Annotated in this window: 18 protein-coding genes; 6 read left to right on the top strand and 12 right to left on the bottom strand. The window is 66.6% G+C overall.

Annotated elements, in window-relative coordinates; all coding sequences use genetic code 11:
* Nucleotides 1-31: 31 nt before the first annotated feature.
* The 3 genes from ACFQZZ_RS08320 to hutH all read right to left on the bottom strand — a co-directional run bounded on the left by ACFQZZ_RS08320 (nt 32) and on the right by hutH (nt 4658).
* On the bottom strand, nt 32-1231 hold the full coding sequence (locus ACFQZZ_RS08320) for an allantoate amidohydrolase (RefSeq protein WP_378676244.1): 1200 nt from the start codon (nt 1229-1231) through the stop codon (nt 32-34).
* A gap of 67 nt (nt 1232-1298) precedes the next feature.
* A complete protein-coding gene (hutU, locus tag ACFQZZ_RS08315; RefSeq protein ID WP_378676242.1) occupies nt 1299-2951 on the bottom strand; it encodes a urocanate hydratase in 1653 nt (550 codons plus the stop codon).
* A gap of 159 nt (nt 2952-3110) precedes the next feature.
* The gene (gene hutH / locus ACFQZZ_RS08310) at nt 3111-4658 is read right to left on the bottom strand and encodes a histidine ammonia-lyase (RefSeq protein ID WP_378676239.1); all 1548 of its coding nucleotides are present in this window, start codon (nt 4656-4658) and stop codon (nt 3111-3113) included.
* A gap of 87 nt (nt 4659-4745) precedes the next feature.
* Here hutH and ACFQZZ_RS08305 point away from each other — a divergent pair, with 87 nt between their 5' ends.
* Nucleotides 4746-5528: an IclR family transcriptional regulator gene (locus ACFQZZ_RS08305; protein ID WP_378676236.1), complete on the top strand. Its 783-nt coding sequence runs from the start codon at nt 4746-4748 to the stop codon at nt 5526-5528.
* An 81-nt stretch (nt 5529-5609) separates the two neighbouring features.
* On the opposite strand, the gene ACFQZZ_RS08300 is transcribed toward ACFQZZ_RS08305, so the two are convergent.
* The 4 genes from ACFQZZ_RS08300 to ACFQZZ_RS08285 all read right to left on the bottom strand — a co-directional run bounded on the left by ACFQZZ_RS08300 (nt 5610) and on the right by ACFQZZ_RS08285 (nt 7354).
* Nucleotides 5610-5942, bottom strand: a complete 333-nt coding sequence (locus tag ACFQZZ_RS08300; protein ID WP_378676234.1) for a hypothetical protein — start codon at nt 5940-5942, stop codon at nt 5610-5612.
* 139 nt (nt 5943-6081) lie between these two features.
* A complete protein-coding gene (locus tag ACFQZZ_RS08295; protein ID WP_378676231.1) occupies nt 6082-6234 on the bottom strand; it encodes a hypothetical protein in 153 nt (50 codons plus the stop codon).
* 74 nt (nt 6235-6308) lie between these two features.
* Nucleotides 6309-7148, bottom strand: coding sequence for an alpha/beta fold hydrolase (locus tag ACFQZZ_RS08290; RefSeq protein WP_378676228.1), 840 nt, complete (start codon nt 7146-7148; stop codon nt 6309-6311).
* Nucleotides 7145-7354, bottom strand: a complete 210-nt coding sequence (locus ACFQZZ_RS08285; protein WP_378676225.1) for a hypothetical protein — start codon at nt 7352-7354, stop codon at nt 7145-7147. The genes ACFQZZ_RS08290 and ACFQZZ_RS08285 overlap by 4 nt, the downstream gene beginning before the upstream one ends.
* Nucleotides 7355-7502: 148 nt before the next feature.
* Between ACFQZZ_RS08285 and ACFQZZ_RS08280 the strand changes: the two genes are divergently transcribed.
* Nucleotides 7503-8606, top strand: coding sequence for a glutamate--cysteine ligase (locus tag ACFQZZ_RS08280; RefSeq protein ID WP_378676222.1), 1104 nt, complete (start codon nt 7503-7505; stop codon nt 8604-8606).
* Between the two features lies 1 nt (nt 8607).
* Here the strand turns inward: ACFQZZ_RS08280 and ACFQZZ_RS08275 are convergent, their stop codons facing one another.
* The 3 genes from ACFQZZ_RS08275 to ACFQZZ_RS08265 all read right to left on the bottom strand — a co-directional run bounded on the left by ACFQZZ_RS08275 (nt 8608) and on the right by ACFQZZ_RS08265 (nt 12036).
* Nucleotides 8608-9279, bottom strand: a complete 672-nt coding sequence (locus tag ACFQZZ_RS08275) for a S1 family peptidase (protein ID WP_378676220.1) — start codon at nt 9277-9279, stop codon at nt 8608-8610.
* Nucleotides 9280-9308: 29 nt separating this feature from the next.
* Nucleotides 9309-10145 (bottom strand): RNA polymerase sigma factor SigF, encoded by an 837-nt coding sequence (locus ACFQZZ_RS08270; protein WP_378676218.1) that lies wholly within the window; start codon nt 10143-10145, stop codon nt 9309-9311.
* Between the two features lie 238 nt (nt 10146-10383).
* On the bottom strand, nt 10384-12036 hold the full coding sequence (locus ACFQZZ_RS08265; RefSeq protein WP_378676480.1) for a PucR family transcriptional regulator: 1653 nt from the start codon (nt 12034-12036) through the stop codon (nt 10384-10386).
* Between the two features lie 176 nt (nt 12037-12212).
* On the opposite strand from ACFQZZ_RS08265, the gene pruA reads away from it, so the two are divergent.
* The 3 genes from pruA (at nt 12213) to ACFQZZ_RS08250 (ending at nt 16441) form a co-directional block, all read left to right on the top strand.
* Nucleotides 12213-13865, top strand: a complete 1653-nt coding sequence (gene pruA / locus ACFQZZ_RS08260; RefSeq protein WP_378676215.1) for an L-glutamate gamma-semialdehyde dehydrogenase — start codon at nt 12213-12215, stop codon at nt 13863-13865.
* Nucleotides 13865-14839, top strand: a complete 975-nt coding sequence (locus tag ACFQZZ_RS08255; RefSeq protein WP_378676212.1) for a proline dehydrogenase family protein — start codon at nt 13865-13867, stop codon at nt 14837-14839. The genes pruA and ACFQZZ_RS08255 overlap by 1 nt, the downstream gene beginning before the upstream one ends.
* Before the next feature lie 168 nt (nt 14840-15007).
* Nucleotides 15008-16441 carry an amino acid permease gene (locus ACFQZZ_RS08250; RefSeq protein WP_378676477.1) on the top strand — a complete coding sequence of 478 codons (1434 nt, stop codon included), beginning with the start codon at nt 15008-15010 and terminating at the stop codon, nt 16439-16441.
* Nucleotides 16442-16495: 54 nt separating this feature from the next.
* Here the strand turns inward: ACFQZZ_RS08250 and ACFQZZ_RS08245 are convergent, their stop codons facing one another.
* Nucleotides 16496-17389, bottom strand: a complete 894-nt coding sequence (locus ACFQZZ_RS08245; protein ID WP_378676209.1) for an EamA family transporter — start codon at nt 17387-17389, stop codon at nt 16496-16498.
* Nucleotides 17390-17727: 338 nt separating this feature from the next.
* Here ACFQZZ_RS08245 and ACFQZZ_RS08240 point away from each other — a divergent pair, with 338 nt between their 5' ends.
* Nucleotides 17728-18243, top strand: coding sequence for an Lrp/AsnC family transcriptional regulator (locus tag ACFQZZ_RS08240; RefSeq protein WP_378676206.1), 516 nt, complete (start codon nt 17728-17730; stop codon nt 18241-18243).
* Here ACFQZZ_RS08240 and ald read toward each other — a convergent pair.
* Nucleotides 18240-19346 carry an alanine dehydrogenase gene (gene ald, locus ACFQZZ_RS08235; protein ID WP_378676203.1) on the bottom strand — a complete coding sequence of 369 codons (1107 nt, stop codon included), beginning with the start codon at nt 19344-19346 and terminating at the stop codon, nt 18240-18242. The two genes, ACFQZZ_RS08240 and ald, sit on opposite strands and share 4 nt — an antisense overlap.
* Nucleotides 19347-19554 lie beyond the last annotated feature (208 nt).

The following is a 19554-nucleotide window of genomic DNA, read 5'->3' as shown; positions in this document are numbered from 1 at the left end:
GCCAGGGCGGAATATCCGGTCCAATACCTGATCATCCGGCCAATTCCCGCAGCACATGCGCGAGGCTCATCGCACCGAAATCCACATCGATGGGCTCCGCGTATTCTTCTGGGGCATGGCTGATTCCGGTCGGATTGCGCACATAGAGCATGCCGGACGGAACATGCGCGGCGAGGATCCCCGCGTCGTGGCCGGCTCCGGTGGGTAGCGCGGGAACGCCGCCGAGTACATCGTCCATCTGGCGGCGCAGCGGTTCGTCGAAAACCACATCGTCCGAATACGACTCCTCGGTCACGGTGACCTCGCACCCTTCCTCCGCCGCGGCGACGCGGGCGACTTCGGCGATGTCGTCGACGAGAGCGGTCGTGCGGCCGTTGCCCGGCACTCGGGCGTCGAGCCAGAGATCGACGGTCGACGCGATCACGTTGGTGCCGCCGGGCACCGGGACGAGTCGACCCACGGTCGCTCTGGCGTCGCGAGTTGCGGCGGCGGCGCGCCGAGCGGCGGCGATCACCGCGGCCGCGGGCAGCATCGGGTCGTGGCGGTCGGCGATCAGGGTGGCTCCCGCGTGATTTCCCTGCCCAGAGAAGGAGAACCGGTACCGGCCGTGCGCGATGATGGAGCTGCCGGTGGCGACCGGGCTGTCCAAGTCGATGAGGCCGCGGCCCTGCTCCACGTGTAGCTCGATGAAACAGCCTATCTGGGCGAGTGATTCGGGATCGGCGCCGAAACGCTCCGGGTCGTGCCCGGCCTTGGTGGCGGCCTCGGCGAGGGTGATTCCGGCGGTGTCACGCAGCCCGCGGGCGCGGTCGGCGTCGAGAGCTCCCGTCATCAGCCGGGAGCCGAGGCACGGCACACCGAACCGGCCGCCCTCCTCCTCCGCGAACACCACCAGCGCGAGCGGCTTGACCGGAGTGAAACCTTTGGCGTGCAAGATATCTACGGCGGCGAGGGCACTGGCGACGCCGAGGGGGCCGTCGAACGCGCCGCCGCCCGGCACCGAATCGAGGTGGCTTCCCGTGACAACGGCGCCCTGCCCTGGACGTCCCCACCACGCCCAGATATTGCCGTTGCGATCCGTACGCACCGCGAGGCCGCGCAAACCGGCCTGCTCGATGAACCACTGGCGCAGCGCCAACTCCGAGTCGTCGAACACATGCCGCGAATAGCCGCCGCGTCCGACATCACGTCCGACATCGGCGATCTGGCCCAACAGACGATCGGCGCTCATAGACATCTACCTATCCGCCAGCGGAGCACACCGCTCCTTCGGCCACGCGAGATATCCCGTCCGGTATTCACTTGTCCTCCTGCATCGGGATCCGCACACCACGCTCGGCGGCGATCTCACCGGCACGCTCGTACCCGGCGTCCACGTGTCGAATGACGCCCATGCCGGGGTCGTTGGTCAGCACACGCTCGATCTTCTGCGCGGCCAGCGCGGTTCCGTCGGCCACGCAGACCTGTCCGGCATGGATGGAGCGGCCCATGCCCACACCGCCGCCGTGGTGAATGGATACCCAGCTGGCGCCGGAGGCGGTATTGACCAGGGCGTTGAGCAGTGGCCAGTCGGCGATGGCGTCGGATCCGTCGGCCATCGACTCGGTCTCGCGGTACGGGGACGCGACGCTGCCGGAGTCCAGGTGGTCACGCCCGATCACGACGGGCGCCCGCACTTCGCCGCTGGCCACCATCTCGTTGAAGCGCAGCCCGGCCAGGTGCCGCTCGCCATAGCCCAGCCAGCAGATGCGGGCCGGGAGCCCTTGGAAGGCAACACGTTCCCCGGCGAGGCTGATCCACCGGCGCAGGGATTCGTGGTGGGGAAACAGATCCAGGATCGCGCGGTCGGTCGCGGCGATGTCCTGCGGGTCGCCGGACAGCGCGGCCCAGCGGAACGGGCCCTTGCCCTCACAGAACAGTGGACGGATGTAGGCGGGCACGAACCCGGGGAAGTCGAATGCCCGATCGCAACCGCCGAGCTTCGCCTCGCCGCGCAGCGAGTTGCCGTAGTCGAAGACTTCCGCGCCGCGATCGAGGAACCCGAGCATGGCGTCGACGTGATCGGCCATGGATTCTCGGGCCCGATCGGTGAATTCGTCCGGCTTCTTCGCCGCGTAGTCCGACCAGTCGTCGAGGTCGACGCCACGCGGCAGGTAGGCGAGCGGGTCGTGGGCGGAGGTCTGGTCGGTGACGATATCGACCTCGACACCGGCCACCAGCAGCTTCGGTAGCATCTCGGCGGCATTGCCGATCAGTCCGACCGACAACGCTTTTCGCTGCTTGCGTGCCGTCGAGACGCGGGCGACCGCGTCGTCGAAGTCATCGGCGATCTCGTCGAGGTAGCGGTCACGCACCCGCCGCCGAGCCCGGGCCGGATCGCACTCGACCACCAGTGCCACACCACCATTCATGGTGATCGCCAGCGGCTGCGCACCGCCCATTCCGCCGAGCCCTGCGGTGAGGGTGAGGGTGCCCGCAAGGGTGCCGCCGAATCGCTTGTCCGCCACGGCGGCGAAGGTCTCGTAGGTGCCCTGCAGGATGCCCTGGGTGCCGATGTAGATCCACGAGCCCGCGGTCATCTGCCCGTACATGGTCAGGCCGAGCGCCTCCAGCCTGCGGAACTCCGGCCAATTCGCCCAATCCCCCACCAGATTCGAGTTGGCGATCAGCACCCGCGGCGCCCACTCGTGCGTACGGAATACCCCCACCGGCTTCCCCGATTGCACCAGCAAAGTCTCATCGACATCGAGCGTCGTCAAGCACCGGCTGATCGCGTCGAAACTGGCCCAGTCCCGAGCGGCCTTCCCGGTCCCGCCGTACACCACCAGATCGTCCGGCCGCTCGGCCACCTCCGGATCCAGATTGTTGTGCAGCATCCGCAACGCCGCCTCGGCCTGCCAATTCCGCGCCGTCAACCCCGACCCCCGAGCTGCCCGAACATTCCGCGCCATCAAAGCCCTTCCATCCCATCGAAACCCGCCCCACCGCGATCGACGCCCGCCAGTGACGCATGACTGCGGCGAATACCGAGAAGCCCACTCGATGGTGTGCCACTCGACGACACAAGCAGCGCTGCTGACATGACTTGTCTCCCTCGGATGGGGATTCGGTTATGGGCTGAGGTGGGGTGCTACGGCGCGAAGCAGCTCGCCGGAGTTGACGAGTTCTGTCGCTGCGGCGATCTCGGGGGCCAGATGGCGGTCCGGTCCAGGGCCATCGACCTTGGTGCGCAGCAAGGCGAGTGCAGCCGCGGTGGCCGGTGCTGGACGCAGTGGGGCACGGAAGTCGAGTGCGCGTGCGGCAGTCAGGTATTCGACCGCGAGGACGGATGACAGCCCGGATACCGCTCTGCGCAGCTTGCGTGCGGCCGACCAGCCCATCGATACATGGTCTTCTTGCATAGCGCTGCTCGGGATCGAGTCGACCGACGCGGGTGCCGCAAGCCGCTTGAGTTCGGTGACGATGCCCGCCTGGGTGTACTGGGCGATCATGTGACCGGAGTCGACGCCGGGGTCGACGGCCAGGAACGCCGGGAGACCGTGGGAGCGAGCGACATCCAGCATCCGATCGGTACGGCGTTCGGACATGCTTGCCACGTCGGCGACCGGGATGGCAAGGAAGTCCAGAACGTAAGCGACCGGCGCTCCGTGGAAATTGCCGTTGGATTCCAGCCGACCGTCGGCGAGCACAACCGGATTATCGATGGCGGAGGCCAACTCTCGCTCGGCGACCGTCTCGGCGTGGCTGACGGTATCGCGTGCTGCGCCGTGCACCTGCGGGGCGCAGCGCAGCGAGTAGGCATCCTGCACTCGGTTGCAGTCCGGGCCACGGTGGCTGGCGACGATCTCGGATCCCGCGAGGGCAGCCAGGATCCGCCGCGCCGAATGCGCTTGGCCGGGGTGCGGGCGCAGTGCCTGCAGGTCGTCGGCGAACACGCGGTCGGTGCCGAGCAATGCCTCCACACTCATCGCGGCCGTCAGGTCGGCGATGTCGAGCAGCCGGTGCAGATCGGCGAGTGCGAGGACCAGCATGCCGAGCATGCCGTCGGTGCCATTGGTGAGCGCGAGCCCCTCTTTCTCGGCGAGGGTCACCGGCTCGATTCCGTTCGCGCGCAATGCCGTTGCCGCCGAGACAACGGTTCCGGCGGAATCGGTGACCGCACCCTCTCCCATCAATGCCAATGCCACCGCGGCCAGCGGCGCGAGATCGCCGGAGCAGCCGAGAGATCCGTATTCGTGCACGATCGGGGTGATGCCGGCGTTGATCATCGCGGCCAAGGTGACCGCGGTTTCCGGCCGCACACCGGTGTGGCCGGTGGCCAGGGTGCGCAGCCGCAGCAGCATCATGGCGCGCACCACCTCCAGCTCGACCGCAGGACCGGCGCCCGCGGCATGCGAGCGGATCAGCGATCGCTGTAGCGCCGCGCGGCTCTCCGGCGGAATGTGGCGGGTCGCGAGGGAGCCGAAGCCGGTGGATACGCCGTAGGTCGGGACAGTGCCCGCGGCCAGCGCATCGACGTGCTGCCGCGCCGAGGTCAGGCGTTTCTCGGCGGCCTCGCTGAATCGGACTTTCGCCCCGAGGCGCGCGACGGCGACGACATGCTCCATGGTCAACGGTCCGTCCAGCTCGACCGTCTGTAGCTGCGTGGTATCCGACATATGCCCATTCCACCGTGCGCGGAGCCGGTGGAGAATGAGGCGCGGCCAGGTTTAGTCTGGAATCCGAGACAATACTAGGAAGTGGGCATGTGTCCGAGTAGCGATATCCCGGCATTGCGGCGCGGACTGGCGATCCTGCAGCTGATGGCCGGGCGAGCCGGACCGGTGTCCGCCTCCGCTATCGCCCGCGAGCTCGACCTGCCCCGCTCCACCACCTACCACCTGCTGGTGGAGCTCGAGCAGACCCGATTCGTCACCCGGCTGCCCACCGAACGACGCTACGGACTCGGCATCGCGGCATTCGAGCTCGGCTCGGCCTACCTGCGCCACGACCCCCTCGAACGGCTGGCCCGCCCGCTGCTGCGCGAGCTGGTCGAACGGGTCGGACACAACGCGCACCTCGGCGTGCTGCACGGCAACGAACTGCTCTACCTGATCAAGGAGCGGCCCGCCCGACCGGAGACCTTGGTGACCGACGTCGGTGTCCGATTACCCGCCCACCTGACCGCATCCGGACGGGCGATCCTCGCATATCTGCCCGCCACGCATGTGCGAGCCCTTTTCCCCTCCGCAGCGGCATTCGTGCGCCGCACCGACCGGGGACCGGCCAACCTGGCGCAACTGCGCACCACCCTCGCCGCGGAACGCCGCCGCGGCTGGTCCTGCGAGGACGGCCACGTGACCATCGGCTTCGCGTCCGTCGCCTACGCCGTGTTCGACCACGACCACCGTCCGATCGCCGCGATCAGCGTGACACTGCGTCATCACTGCACCCAGCAACCTTGCGATGCCGACTGGTCCGGCCTCGCCGCTCGAGTCCGTTACACCGCAGACGATCTCACCCGCCGCATCGGTGGGCGTGCCGAATAGACGGACTCCGGTAGCGTCGACTGCATGGCCATCGCGCAGTTGGCATCGACCTCGCTGGCGCCACAGCCACCAGCCTTTCGGCTATTCTCGGCGCAGCCAGTCGCGGAGTGCGCCGCGCGACAGATCCGGCCATGGTGGACGGCGCAGCACCGCGAGCGTCGCGATAACCGCGGACAGTAGGCCGATCGTCTCGCCGAGCAGCGCTATCCGGGTGCCGTCGACGGCGGGTGTCCACGAGGTCTTTCCGTCGTGTACCGAGAACACTCCGACCGGCCTTGCGGTCGGCCGAACGATGCCACCGATTCGGGTGACGGTGATGACCGTTGTTCCTTCGGCCGTCTCGTACGGCGCACCGTAAACGAGCGAGCTCGCAATCTCCGCCGGAACCTGCTCGGTACGTCCCCAAGGCTTCATTCCCGCCCCTACCCTCGTGAAGCTGCCCGTCACCCACTGTCTCCAAGGAAGAGACAACGTCCAGCAAAGCGTAGTACACCAACATCACGCCGGACGGCGTCTCGCCCGACCGAATGCGGCCGGGCGGTGCGCGTCGTCGTCACCCATAGGTCTTCAGTGTGAGGGCATCCGGTTCGTCCTCCGGCGGGTTCGCCGCCATGGCATCGAATACCTCCTGCAGCGGCGGCTCGGCGAAGAGCATGCCGACCACCTCGTGCGCACCGTCCTGGTTGATCTTCACGTAGTCGCGCAACTCCCGCTCGTATACGGCAAAGGCGCTGGTGTAATCGCCTGCGGCCGTGGCGAGTTCGCCTGCCAGCAGCCAGGTCAGCCGCGCAGGAACGCCAGAATGGAATCGGTCTGGCCAAGGATCGCGTGCCCGACATCGGGCAGCAGGTGCACAGTCGCGTGCGGGATGCATTGTTGAACACGCCGAGCGGTTTCCGCGGAGTCGAACAGGACATCTCGGCCACCGACTATCACCACCGCGGGCATGGTCAGCCGCTGCAAGTCGTCGTCGGAGAACACCGGAAGCCGCTCGGTGCGGGGCTTGAACTGGCTGAAGGTCAGCACCACATCGTCGAGAACCGGTCCGGCCTGCGGGATGTCGAGGCCGGTGACGGTACGCGCCGACCGACGTACGCCCCAGCGTCCGAACATGCGGAGGAACACCGCCTTTACCAGCCAGCCCATCGTCTGCCTGCCCAGGCCGCCTGGACACAGCAGCGCAAGGCGGGTCACCCGCTCCGGTCTGCGAGTTGCGTAGTCCAGCGCCATCCAGCCGCCGAGGGAGGCCGCGATGATCGCGGCGCTCGCGATCCCGAGACCATCCAGCACATCGTCCAGCCACAGCGCGTAATCCTCGGAGCCCAAAGTCGGTCGGGACGGCGCACTGCCGCCAGGTTCGCCGATGATGTCGATGGCATAGGTGCGGAAATGCTGTGCCCAGGAAGCGATATCGCCGCGCCACATCGTCGTGTTCGATCCCGAGCCGTGTAGCAGCAGCACCGGTGGCGCGTCTTCGGGGCCGGAGACCACAATGAAGGTCTCGCCTTCGCGGGTCGGCACCAGTACCCGTTCGGCGGGAACCGGCCAGTCGCGCAGTAATTCCTGGTAGCGACGCTTGATTTCATCCGCGCCCGCGTCGGACTTGTAGATCCCGCTCATGACGCGAGAACCCCTTCCATATAGTCGAACAACCGAGCGGTGTCGGCCAGGCCACCGAGGACGATGATCTTCATGCGCGCCCCCTCCTCGTCATAGGCCGTCTCGATCCGCAGCGGCTCATCACCCGCACCACGTGTGGCCGCCGCGCCCATCAGCAGCGTGGCCAGCCGATCCGCTGTCTCGGCATCGATCGCGTCGACCTGCACGATGCTCGACACCTCGGTATGCCGCCGACGCCCAGCCGTCTCGCGCACAGGCGCGGGCACCGGCCGCCCGGCGAAAGCCTCCAGATCCTCGTGCGCGATCCGGTACCGAGCTCACGTTTGCCCTGATGAAGGCGGGTAGCCTGCTCCTATGGACGCAGACTCGGCAACCTTCGGTGTCGAGGAGGAGTTTCTCCTTGCGGATCCGCGGACAGGTGCGCCCGCTCCGAAGAATGTGGCGGTCGCGCAGACAGCGGCGGAGCTCGGTATCGGGCTCCAACTGGAACTCACCCGCTGCCAGGTGGAGACGAACACCGCCGTGCACACCAGCGCGACCGAGCTGCGCGATGAGCTGCGCGACCTGCGCAGGAGTATCGCGTCGTGCGCTGAGAAGAACGATGCCCGACTGCTCGCGGTGGCGATTCCGCCGACCGTGCCGCAGACGTTCCCGATCACCGACACTCCACGCTATCGGCGCATGTCCGCGGACTTCGGCATGCTCGCCCATGAGCAGGGGCTGTGCGGGTGCCACGTGCACGTCGGCGTTCCCGACCGCGAGGTCGCGCTGCAGGTCGGCAATTTCTTGCGGCCGTGGCTGCCACTGTTCCTCGCGCTCACCGCGAACTCCGCGATCTACCGCGGGGCCGAGACCGGTTACGCCAGCTGGCGCAGCATCCTGTGGCGACGCTGGCCGAGCGCGGGGCCGCCGCCGTATTTCCGATCGGTGGGCGAATATGACGCGATGGTCGCCATGATGCTGTCCAGCGGCAGCATCTTCGACGAGAAGATGGTCTATTGGGACGTCCGCCCGTCGATGTCGTTTCCCACCGTCGAGATCCGCGTCAGCGACATACCCGCCACCGTCGAGGAAACCGCCCTGCTCGCGACCCTGGTCCGGGCCACCGTCCTGATGGCGCGCAGGTCCTTGGCACAGGGGCGCACCGCTCCCCCCGTGACGGCCGAGATCTTGCGCGCGGCGTACTGGAAGGCCGCGCGCAGCGGCCTCGACGGCGACAGCGTCGACCCGGTGGACGGGCGGGTCCGACCGGCCGTCGCGCAACTCGCCAAGCTCGTCGAGCACGTCGAACCCGCGCTGGAGGAGCTCGGCGAGCGGACCTTCGTCGCCGACTCGATGGCCGCCGTCCTTGCCAGGGGCAACGGTGCGATACGCCAGATCAACGCTTTTCGCGGGCGACGCAACGTCGATGACGTCGTCGCCGAGTTGACCGAGGCGACCCTGCAGGGCTGTTGGTGAATCAAATGGGCAGGAAACCGGCGCCGACGTCGCCGCGCGCATTCATGTTGTTCATGATGACGCTCATGGTGGTGCCGACCTCAGGGCCGAAGCAGCCGATGGCCAGGTAGGCGTTCACCATCCCGACCAGTGTCGAGCCGACGACGACCGGCGCACCGGAGTCACCCTCCAACACGCACATCTGGGTCCAGGTCTCACTGTTCGTCCCGAAGACGTCGCCCCAGGCAACACCGCAGGTGTTGCCGGTGGTGCGGCCCTTCTTGCAGACGACCATCGGGAACTGGGCCGGAGCGCCGATCTCGGTGATGGTGACGGTCCCGACTTGATTGACGGGGGTGATCCGGCCCTGATCGAACTGGATAATGCCGTAGTCGAGATTCTTATCGGAATAAACGAACCGGCCGACCACCCCGTAGTTGGGGTTGGCCTCGGCGACCACCTGGGAGCCGGGGTTCCCGCAATGGCCCGCTGTCAGCCCGACCAGTCTGCCCGCCGCGTCATGACCGACGGTGGTCACGGTGCACTGGAACTGATTGTCGATGATGATGCCGGAACCACCCCCGACCGCGGGCGCGACGGGTGCGGCCGTTGCCGCCCCGCTAGCGGTCCCGACCAGGGCCGCGACCGAGACGAAGGCGAAGCCCGCGTTGGCCACCTCGATAAATTTGAACATGTCCCTCCAGGGTGGGAAGTTCGTTCGCATCACGCTGCACGTGAAAAGTGTTCATCATACGAGGCTTGCTCACGAAGCTTTCTCAACGTCCTGGTCAGGATGCGCGATACCTGCATCTGCGAGACGCCGAGGCGGTCGGCGATCTGTTGCTGGGTCTTCGATTCGAAGAACCTCATGATCAGTATCTGCCGTTCCCGCTCCGGAAGCGCGGCGACAAGCGGACGCACTGCCATGGCGTCCTCCAGCAGGCCGTAACAGGGCTCTACGGCACCAAGGGTGTCCATCAGCGGCAGCGCGGCCTGCTCACCGTCGTCGGTGCTCGCCGCGTCGAGCGAGTTCGCCCGGTAGGCGTTGCGCGCGACCAGCGCCTGGGTGACCTCGGCGAGCTCCACGTCGAGTTCCTCGGCGAGCTCGCGGGCGCTCGGCATACGACCGAGGCGCTGCGACAGCGTCTCGGTCGCCGGACCGATCTTCAGCTGGATCTCCTTCAGCCGGCGCGGCACCCGCACCGACCAGGTGCGGTCACGGAAGTGCCTGCGCACCTCACCCATGATGGTCGGCACCGCGAATGCGAGGAACGCGCTGCCTCGGGACACATCGAAACGGTCCACCGACTGCACCAGCCCGAGACGCGCTATCTGGAGCAGGTCGTCGAAGGATTCGCCGCGGCCCGCGAATTTGCGAGCGATGTGCTCGGCCAGCGGTAGGGCAAGATCGATGACGTGATTTCGCATCGTGGCACGGTGTGGGTCGGTCGCCTCGAGCGCCGCCAACTTCTCGAACCAGGGCTCGATGTCGTCGTAGCTGTCGCCGCGACGTGTGTGTCGCGGCGATTCGGTCCGATCGGTGATCGACTCGTCCTTCATCCGATAAACCTCGTTCCCAACGGAATTCGATTCTTGTCGGGTACCCGGTAGCCCGCGGTTCAAAAGAGGCGAGCACCACCTCGGCCGTCGTCCGGTCGGAGATCGGTGCCGGACCTGCGCCGAAGCGGCCGAAATCCGAATGGCAAACGGGTCGTAGATCCGCCGTGGTCATCCGGAAGTAGCTGACAGCTATCGACATACCCGGGCGACCGGGCGGCACATCGGCACCGTGGCGCGCTCAGGCGTCGGCGCGGCGAGGTAGTGCGAGCTGCACTTCGAGCAGGAGACGGTCGGCCGGGTCGGCGAGGTCGACGCCGACGATGTCCTCGACTCTGCGGATGCGATAGCGCAGCGTGTTCGGGTGCACCTGGAGTGCGGCGGCGGCACTGCGGACGTCGCCGTGTTCGCGCAGGTAGGTTTCGACGCTTTCCTGCAGGTTCGCGGCGTGCTTACGGTCGTAGTCGAACAGGGCTTGCAGCCGGGGGTCGTGCAGGTCGGGTCGGGCGCCGACGAGGTCGAGGATCTCGGCGAGCAGGACAGCGGTGCGGGATTCGGCCAGCGTCGTCACCCGCCCTTTCGGGAAGGTGGTCGCGGTGCTGTCGAGAACCCGGTCGACCTCGGTCCGCGCGCTCGCGACATGGGTGAGATCGGCGACGGGGATGGCGATGGCCGCGCGCAGCACGAGGGACCGCTTCGTTTCGAACTGTGCGACCAACTGGCGCGTCCACGCGTTCACCGCACGCACGGACTGATAGTGCGGCAGTAGGACATACACTCGGTCACCGAGTACCGCGGTGAGCGAGTCGCGGCGAAATGAGCTGGCGTGCAAGCGTAGTGCGTTGCCGAGGGACGCCGATTCGGTCGATGCCTGCGCAATGTCGGTCAGGGCGAATCCGACCACCGCGGCGGGCCCGGTCACCGGGATGTTCAGCGCGCTCGCCACCGACGGGACGTCGACGCCACTGCCGCGAGCGCCGAACAGCCTTTGTATCAACAGTGTTTCGGTGGAGGGTGCGTCGAGGCTGCGGGAGATGATGCGCGCGGCGATCGCCGATGCACCGCGCAGGACCTCGGCGGCGTCGGGCTTGAACGGCTTGTCGCCCTGTTGGAGCCAGATCGTGCCGAGAACCCTTGGCGTACCGGCAGTTCCGTCCGCCGGACGCCGGATGCTGACCACCAGTCGATGTTTGATGTTCAGTTCGTCGTGTGCGGGCAGGTCGATGACCTTGTCGGTCTGTCGCAGCTGATCGAACACCCCCCACTTCTGCAGGATGCGTAGGTAGTCACGCGGTCCCTCGCGGCCGAGAATCGACAGGATCCGCAACTGGTCGGCGGCCTCGTTCGAGGCCGAGTACGCCAGGACGTGCGATTGCGGGTCCTCGATGGACACCATGCCGCCCGCATTCTGCGCGACGATCTGGGCCAGACCGAACAGATCGGTGTCCGCGTCGAGCAGATCCCGCGTCTCGGTGGTCGAGCGCTGCCCACGCGCGCGTTCGAGCATCCGGCGAATCAGCGGAAAGACCTGATCCCACCGCGCCTGCTGGTGCACCGCTACCAGCGCGACACCGACGCGGTGCGCGGCCGTGCGGACGGCGTCGGACTCGTGCGCAATCTTCGACAGCACCGCACGCGGCCGGTGCACGACGGGGCGTTTGCCGACAGCGCGCAGCCACTGCACCGCCTCGGCTTCGGCAATGCCGACGTGCAGATACATGTCCTGCATGGGTGAGCGGGACTCGGTCTCCACCGTCAGATCGGAGCTGTCCACCAGCGCCACCGTCCGTATCGCGACCGTATCGCCCTCCGGCGCGTCCACGAGCTCGACCACCGCGGTGTCCAGGGCGTCGAGCAGCTCACGCAGTGTGCTGCCCTCGGTCTGCGCATTCATTGCCACTGTCAACACCTCACTTTCCGGACCCAGTACAGCACTTTAGCCAGCTGGACAAGGCGGCAACTCTATCTTTGTCCGACTGGCTCATTCTTCGTGCCGTTTTCCGGTGTTGACTTCCGCTCAATCGTCGTCGTCCACGACCTTTCGAAACTCCATACACCCCAGGAGGATTCATGGACACCATTGCGACCACCCCGCAGCCGGTCAACGAACCGGTAGGGACGTTCGCCCCCGGCAGCGCGGAACGTGCGCGACTGCGGGCGAAGCTGGCCGAACTGCAAGCTACGCCGACCGAGGTCCACCATGTCATCGGCGGCGTGCACCGACGTACCGCGGGTCCGACCATCGACGTGGTGCAGCCGCATCGGCACGCCGCCGTGCTCGGCACGCTCACCACAGCCGGACCGGACGATGCCAGGGATGCGGTCGAAGCGGCCACCGCCGCGGCAGCGGGCTGGCGGGCATTGTCGTTCGAGGATCGAGCTTCGGTGTTCCTGCGCGCCGCGGATCTGCTGTCCGGCCCGTGGCGCGAAACAATCGCCGCCGCAACAATGCTGGGGCAGTCGAAAACCGCCTATCAGGCCGAGATCGACGCGCCGTGCGAGCTGGTCGACTTCTGGCGCTTCAATGTGCACTTCGCGCGGCAAATTCTGGCGGAACAGCCGATCTCGTCCGCCGGAGTGTGGAATCGGCTCGAATACCGATCGCTGGAAGGTTTCGTCTACGCGATCACCCCGTTCAACTTCACCGCGATCGCCGGGAATCTGCCGACCGCGCCCGCGCTGATGGGCAACACCGTGGTGTGGAAGCCCGCACCGACCCAAGCGGTCGCCGCGTACTGGACGATGAAGCTGCTCGAGGCCGCAGGTTTGCCGCCCGGAGTGATCAACCTGGTGCACGGCGCGGGCCCCGAGGTGTCGGACGTGGTGTTGACCGACCGCAGGCTGGCCGGAATCCATTTCACCGGCTCCACCAAAACCTTCCAGCACCTGTGGCGTGCGGTCGCCACCAATATCGCCGACTACCGCACCTACCCGCGCCTGGTCGGAGAAACCGGTGGCAAGGATTTCGTGCTCGCACACAGCTCGGCCGACCCGGCGGTACTGACCACCGCACTGATCCGCGGCGCGTTCGACTACCAGGGCCAGAAGTGCTCGGCGGCCTCGCGCGCGTTCGTCCCGAAGTCGGTGTGGACAAAGATGGCGGGCGAGCTCATCGACAAGGTCTCCGCGCTGACCTACGGCGATGTCACCGACTTCACCAATTTCGGTGGCGCCGTTATCGATAAGCGCGCCTTCGACCGCAACGCCGACGCGATCGCCCGCGCCAAGGCCACGCCGAGCCTGACGATCGCCGCAGGCGGCCACACCGACGACAGCGTCGGCTACTTCGTCGACCCCACCGTGCTGCTCGGCGACGATCCCACCGACGAGGCGTTCAGCACCGAATACTTCGGGCCGATCCTCGCGGTCCACGTCTACGACGATTCCGTCGCCGGATCCTTCGACGCGGCCCTCGACCTGGTCGATCAGGGCTCGGCCTACGGCCTGACGGGTTCGATCATCGCCGAGGACCGCAACGCCGTCGCCAAGGCAACCGACAGCCTCCGTTTCGCCGCGGGCAACTTCTACATCAACGACAAGCCCACCGGCGCCGTCGTCGGGCAGCAGCCGTTCGGCGGAGGTCGCGCGTCCGGAACCAACGACAAGGCGGGCTCGGCACAGAACCTGCTGCGCTGGACCTCGGCACGCACCCTCAAGGAGACCTTCGTCCCGCCGACCGACCACCGATACCCGCACCAGGCAACCGAATCGGAGGCCAAGTGATGGCAAAGTCCGGTCTGCTGCGGCCCGCCATGCTGGCCGCCTCCCGATCACCCCGTATCGAGCGCACCATCTCGCGGATGCCCGCGACCAAGAAACTCGTCGACCGGTTCGTCGCGGGCCGATCCGAGGACGAGGCGATCGCCACCGCCACCGCATTGCTCGGCTCCGGGCGCTACATCACCATCGACTACCTCGGCGAGGACACCACCGAGATCGATCAGGCGCACGACACGGTGTCGCACTACCTACAACTGCTGTCGCAGCTGGCTCGGCTGCGTGAGTTGGTCGACAGCACCGGAACCATTGTCGGGCCGCTGGAAGTGTCGCTCAAGCTCTCGGCACTCGGCCAGTCCCTCGCCGATGACGGGCACGCGATCGCGCGCGATAATGCGCACCAGATCTGCGCCGCTGCCGCTGAAGCGGGGGTGTGGGTCACCATCGACGCCGAAGATCACACCACCACCGATTCCACGTTGTCCATCGTGCGGGAGCTGCGTGCAGACTTCCCCACGCTCGGCACCGTGCTGCAGGCATACCTCCGCCGCACCGAGTCCGACTGCCAGGACATGTCCGGCCACGGTTCGCGCATTCGCCTTTGCAAGGGCGCCTACAAGGAACCCGCGTCCGTCGCCTACCAGGGCAAAACCGACGTCGACGCGTCCTACCTGCGCTGCCTGCGCATCCTGATGAACGGCGACGGCTACCCGATGGTCGCCACCCACGACCCGGCGATCATCGACGCCGCGCAGCGCTTCGCGACGGAGGTGGATCGCAAGGCCGACGAGTTCGAGTTCCAGATGCTCTACGGCATCCGAGATGTCGAGCAACGACGGTTGGTCGAGGAGGGCCATCACCTGCGGGTCTACCTGCCCTATGGCGATCAGTGGTACGGCTATTTCATGCGTCGACTGGCCGAACGCCCGGCCAACCTGGCATTTTTCGTGCGCTCGCTGGTTCCGGGAAGCCAGCGCTGAGGGCCGGACCGATCGCAGGGCTGTAGTCCGATCGGACAAAGGCACCTGAACGTTATTTATCCAACTCGCCGATCACACCGCAGCTGTGGTCGTATTAGCTAGCTCCAGCTGAACGTGTGATCTGGGTTACTGCATCGTAGCGGTGGCGCAGAGGACGAAAGGATGTCTATGTCCATCGCGGAGTTGCGCAGCCAGATGTTGCGCCGCAAACCCCTACGGGAAGTCGACGAGGATACGCCCGCCGATGAGCAACTGTCGCGATCGCTCGGTCTGTGGCAGCTCACGGCGATCGGCGTCGGCGGCATCATCGGCGCCGGCATTTTCACCCTCGCCGGTTCGGTAGCGCACTCCGTCACCGGTCCCTCGGTGCTCATCTCGTTCCTGATCGCCGGCGTCGCCAGCGCCGCCGCCGCACTCTGCTACGCCGAGTTCGCGGGCATGGTGCCCAAGGCCGGGTCCGCGTACACCTACGGCTATGTCTCCCTCGGTGAGATCGCGGGCTGGTTCATCGGCTGGGATCTGCTGCTGGAATACATCGCGGTGGCGGCGGTGGTCGCCATCGGCGTGTCCGGATACTTCCGATTCCTGCTCGAACAGATCGACATCTCGCTGCCGGACTGGATGATGGGTGCCAGCGGCACCGGAGACGGCCACGTGGTCGACGTTTTCGCGATGCTGTTCTGCCTCGGCACGGCGTGGCTGCTTTCCCGCGGCATCAGGAGCGTCGGCCGGTTCGAGACCGTCGCGGTCGGTATCAAGGTCGCGTTGGTCGTGCTCATCATCGCGCTCGGTGTCTTCCACATCGACAGCTCCAACTACACCCCGTACTTCCCCTTCGGCGCCGGCGCGGTGTGGACCGGCGCGGCGACCGTGTTCTTCGCCGTGTTCGGCTACGACGCGATGAGCACCGCAGCCGAGGAATCCACGGACGGCAAGAAGCACCTGCCGAAGGCGATCATCTACTCGCTGGCCATCGCGATGGTGCTCTACGTCCTTGCCACCCTGGTGTTGACCGGCATGCAGAAGTACACCGAGATCAGCCCGACGAGCGGCTTCTCCACCGCGTTCGAATCGGTCGGCATGCCAGGCATCGCGAACATCATCGCGGTCGGCGCCATCGTCGGCATCGTCACCGTGGTGCTGACCTTCATGCTCGGCGTGACCCGCGTGTGGTTCGCCATGAGCCGCGATGGACTGTTGCCCGAATGGTTCGCCAAGACTCATCCCGTTCGTAAGGTGCCGACCAGGGTGACCTGGATCGTCGGTATCGGCGCTGCGGTGATGGCGGGCCTGCTGGACATCACCGTGGTCGCGGAACTCACCAATATCGGCATTCTGATGGCCTTCATCGTCGTGTCGGTGGCCGTGATCGTGCTGCGCCGCACCCGGCCCGACGAGCCGCGGGAGTTCAAGCTGCCGTTCATGCCGGTGATCCCACTGATCGGCATCGGCTTCTCGGTCTACCTGATCTGGTCGCTGCCGTGGGAGACCTGGGTGCGCTTCGCGGCCTGGCTGGTCGTCGGGCTGGTCGTCTACTTCACCTATTCCCGCACGCATTCCAAGCTCAACGCGGACGCCGGCAAGCCGGCTACCGCAGGCTGATGAGGGGACGACGGGGGTGGCGCGAGTACGCGCCACCCCCGTCGTTTTGTCAGCTCACCAGGCTGCCGGTTCAGCGCGCCGACGCACCCGATCGCGGCGGACGCCAGCGGGCGCGGCGAGTACCACGAGGGCGAGGGCGAGCACCGCCAGTCCACACCAGGACATGATCGGCAGGCGTTCGCCGAGTACGACAACACCCAGGACTGCCGCAACGGCGGGCTCGGCGAAGGTCAAGGTGATGACCACCTGCGCCGTGGTGTGCCGCAGGGCATAGCCGAACAGGCGGTAGGCGATGAACGTAGGGAAGATCGCCAGATGCAGCGCGACCGCCGCACCGCTCATGGTGAACAGCCAGGACGTGTCGGTGCACAGCACGACCGGCAGCACCAGCAGACCGCCGACGCCGAACATCGACCCGAGCACGGAGTTCGACGAATGGCCTCGCGCGATGAGGTTCGCGCTGATCAGCGAATAGACGGCGTAGGAAAGCCCGCCGGCAGCGGCGAGCACGATGCCGACGAGGTTCACCGGAGCGGTCCCCCCGGTCAGTTCGGGTCCGAGCACCAGAACGGCGCAGCCGAGAACCGCCGCCGCGGTGGCGCACAGCCAGCGCCTGGTCGGCTGGGCTCGCCCGATGATCCAGGCGAGCAGACCGGCGAACACCGGTGCGCTGCCGAGGGTGACCACCGTGGCAACGGCAACGCCCGTGTGCGCGACGGCCGGATAGAAGCTGATCGGATACCCCGCTATCGCGAGCGCCCCGATCAGCAGCAGACCGCGTTCGGCGCGGGTGCATGTCAGGCGGGCGCCGCCGTTCGAGACAAACAGCAGCAGACCGCCGAGGGCAAGGCCCGCCGAGCCGATGGCCGCGGCCGGGGCACCCGCCGGAGCCAAGGAGCTGGCGGTCCCTGTCGTACCCCAGAACACCGAGGCGGCGAGGATGGGCATCGGCCCGCTGAAGAAGCTGAACCGCGGTCTGTGAGCAGACCTGGAAACAGGCAGAGAAGTGGTGCGATTCGGCACAGTCGTGAACTTCCGTCGTCGAATTCCGGTGGGAGGTGGATTCGAAACGGGCGCACGACACAGCCCTGACTGCCCTGGCGGGTCAGCCGGGAACGCTTGTCAAGAATTCAGCAGGTGCGCCCGATCAGGCGCACGGCGGCGGAGTGACAACATGCCAGTACGTGTTCACCGGTCGATCGTATACCGAGGCCGACAGAATTAGCCTCCGAATATTGTTTGTCGACAAGGCGATCCAGCGAACGATGTTCTGTACCGTCGAGGTTGTGCGGAAGAACGAGACGCCTGCGATACCGGCCATCGCCAGCAAGCCGAGCCAGGCCGTCCCGATCGATGACATCGACCGGGTCCTGCTCGATCAGCTCGCGCGGGATGGGCGCATCACGAACAATGCCCTCGCCGCCATTGCCGGGATCGCGCCGTCCACCTGTCTGGGGCGGGTGCGGTCGCTGGTCGAACGTGGCGTGATCCGTGGGTTCCACGCCGATATCGATCCGGCCGCGCTCGGTAGGAACCTGGAGGCCATGATCGCGGTGCGCGTGCACGGCAACGCACGCCAGCACCTCGCCCAGTTCGGGGAGCAATTATCCGAACTCGACGAGGTGCTGAACGTGTATTTCATCGCGGGTGCCGATGACTATCTGATCCATGTCGCCACGGCGAACACCGACGGGCTGCGGGTGTTCGTGCTCAACCATCTGAGCGCACATCCCGCGGTCGCCTCGACCGAGACGATCCTCATCTTCGAGCACCTACGACCGCGGAACCGCATATTCCCCTAGGCCGCCAGGCGCTGCGCGACGTAATCGTGTGCGGCCGCGACGGATTCGGACAGCAGGACGCCCTTGTGGGTGCTGAGCCCGTTCGCCAGGCCCGGATCCGCGGCCGTCGCCTCGCGCCAGCCCCGCTCGGCGATCGAGATCGCGTACGGCAGTGTGGCATTGGTGAGCGCGACAGTCGAGGTGTATGGCACCGCGCCGGGCATGTTGGCAACGCAGTAGAAGACCGATTCGTGCACCCGATAGGTCGGGTCCGCATGGGTGGTCGGCCGGGAATCCACGAAGCAGCCACCCTGATCGATCGCGATGTCGACCAGCACGGAGCCCGGCTTCATCTGCGCGACAAGGTCATTGGACACCAGCGTGGGCGCCTTCGCGCCCGGCACCAGCACCGCGCCGATCACCAGATCGGCTGCACGGACCAGGTTTTCCACCTCGAAGCTGTTGGAGATGATGGTCCGCACCTGCCCCCGGTACTGGGCGTCCACTTCGCGCAGCCTGGCGATATTCAGGTCAAGGACAGTCACATCCGCGTGCATACCGACGGCGACGGCGATCGCATTGCTGCCGGCGACACCCGCACCGAGCACGACCACCTTCGCGGGCCGCGCGCCCGGCACGCCACCCATCAGCACGCCGCGTCCGCCACCGCTGCGCATCAGATGGTATGCGCCCGCCTGCGGAGCCAACCGGCCCGCGACTTCGCTCATCGGAGCCAGCAGCGGCAGCGAGCCGTCCCGTCCGGTGACCGTCTCGTAGGCGATCGAGGTGATGCCGGAGTTCAGCAGCGCGTCGGTGCAGTCCTTGGACGCCGCCAAGTGCAGGTAGGTGAACAGCACCTGGTCCTCGCGCATCCGCGAATACTCTTCCGCCACCGGCTCTTTCACCTTGAGCACGAGGTCGGCGATCCCCCAGACCTGGTCGGCCGTTTCCAGCACATGCGCGCCGACAACCCCGTACGACTCGTCCTCGAACGCCGATCCGCGACCGGCTCCTGCCTCGATGTACACCTCATGCCCTCGGGAAACCAGCTCGTGCACCCCGGCAGGCGTACACGCGACCCGGTACTCGTGATTCTTGACCTCACGAGGAATTCCGATCTTCACCAAGACTCCTGAACGTCGATTCGGCGGTTTGCGATCTGTGACCCCGATGAGGCGGGGATCACTACAGGAGAGAGTATGAAGATTATGCAAGATCAGGTCTAGATAGATGAATATAGTTCTCAAACTAAGCTGAATACACGCCAAGAGTTCATAAATCCGGGCTCCACAGCCGTCCCGCTCGAAACATCTTCGGACCCCCGCCGGTGTT

Source organism: Nocardia sp. GCM10030253 (assembly GCF_042675075.1).
Classification (GTDB): Bacteria; Actinomycetota; Actinomycetes; order Mycobacteriales; family Mycobacteriaceae; genus Nocardia.
This window is presented reverse-complemented; position numbering and strand designations above follow the sequence as displayed.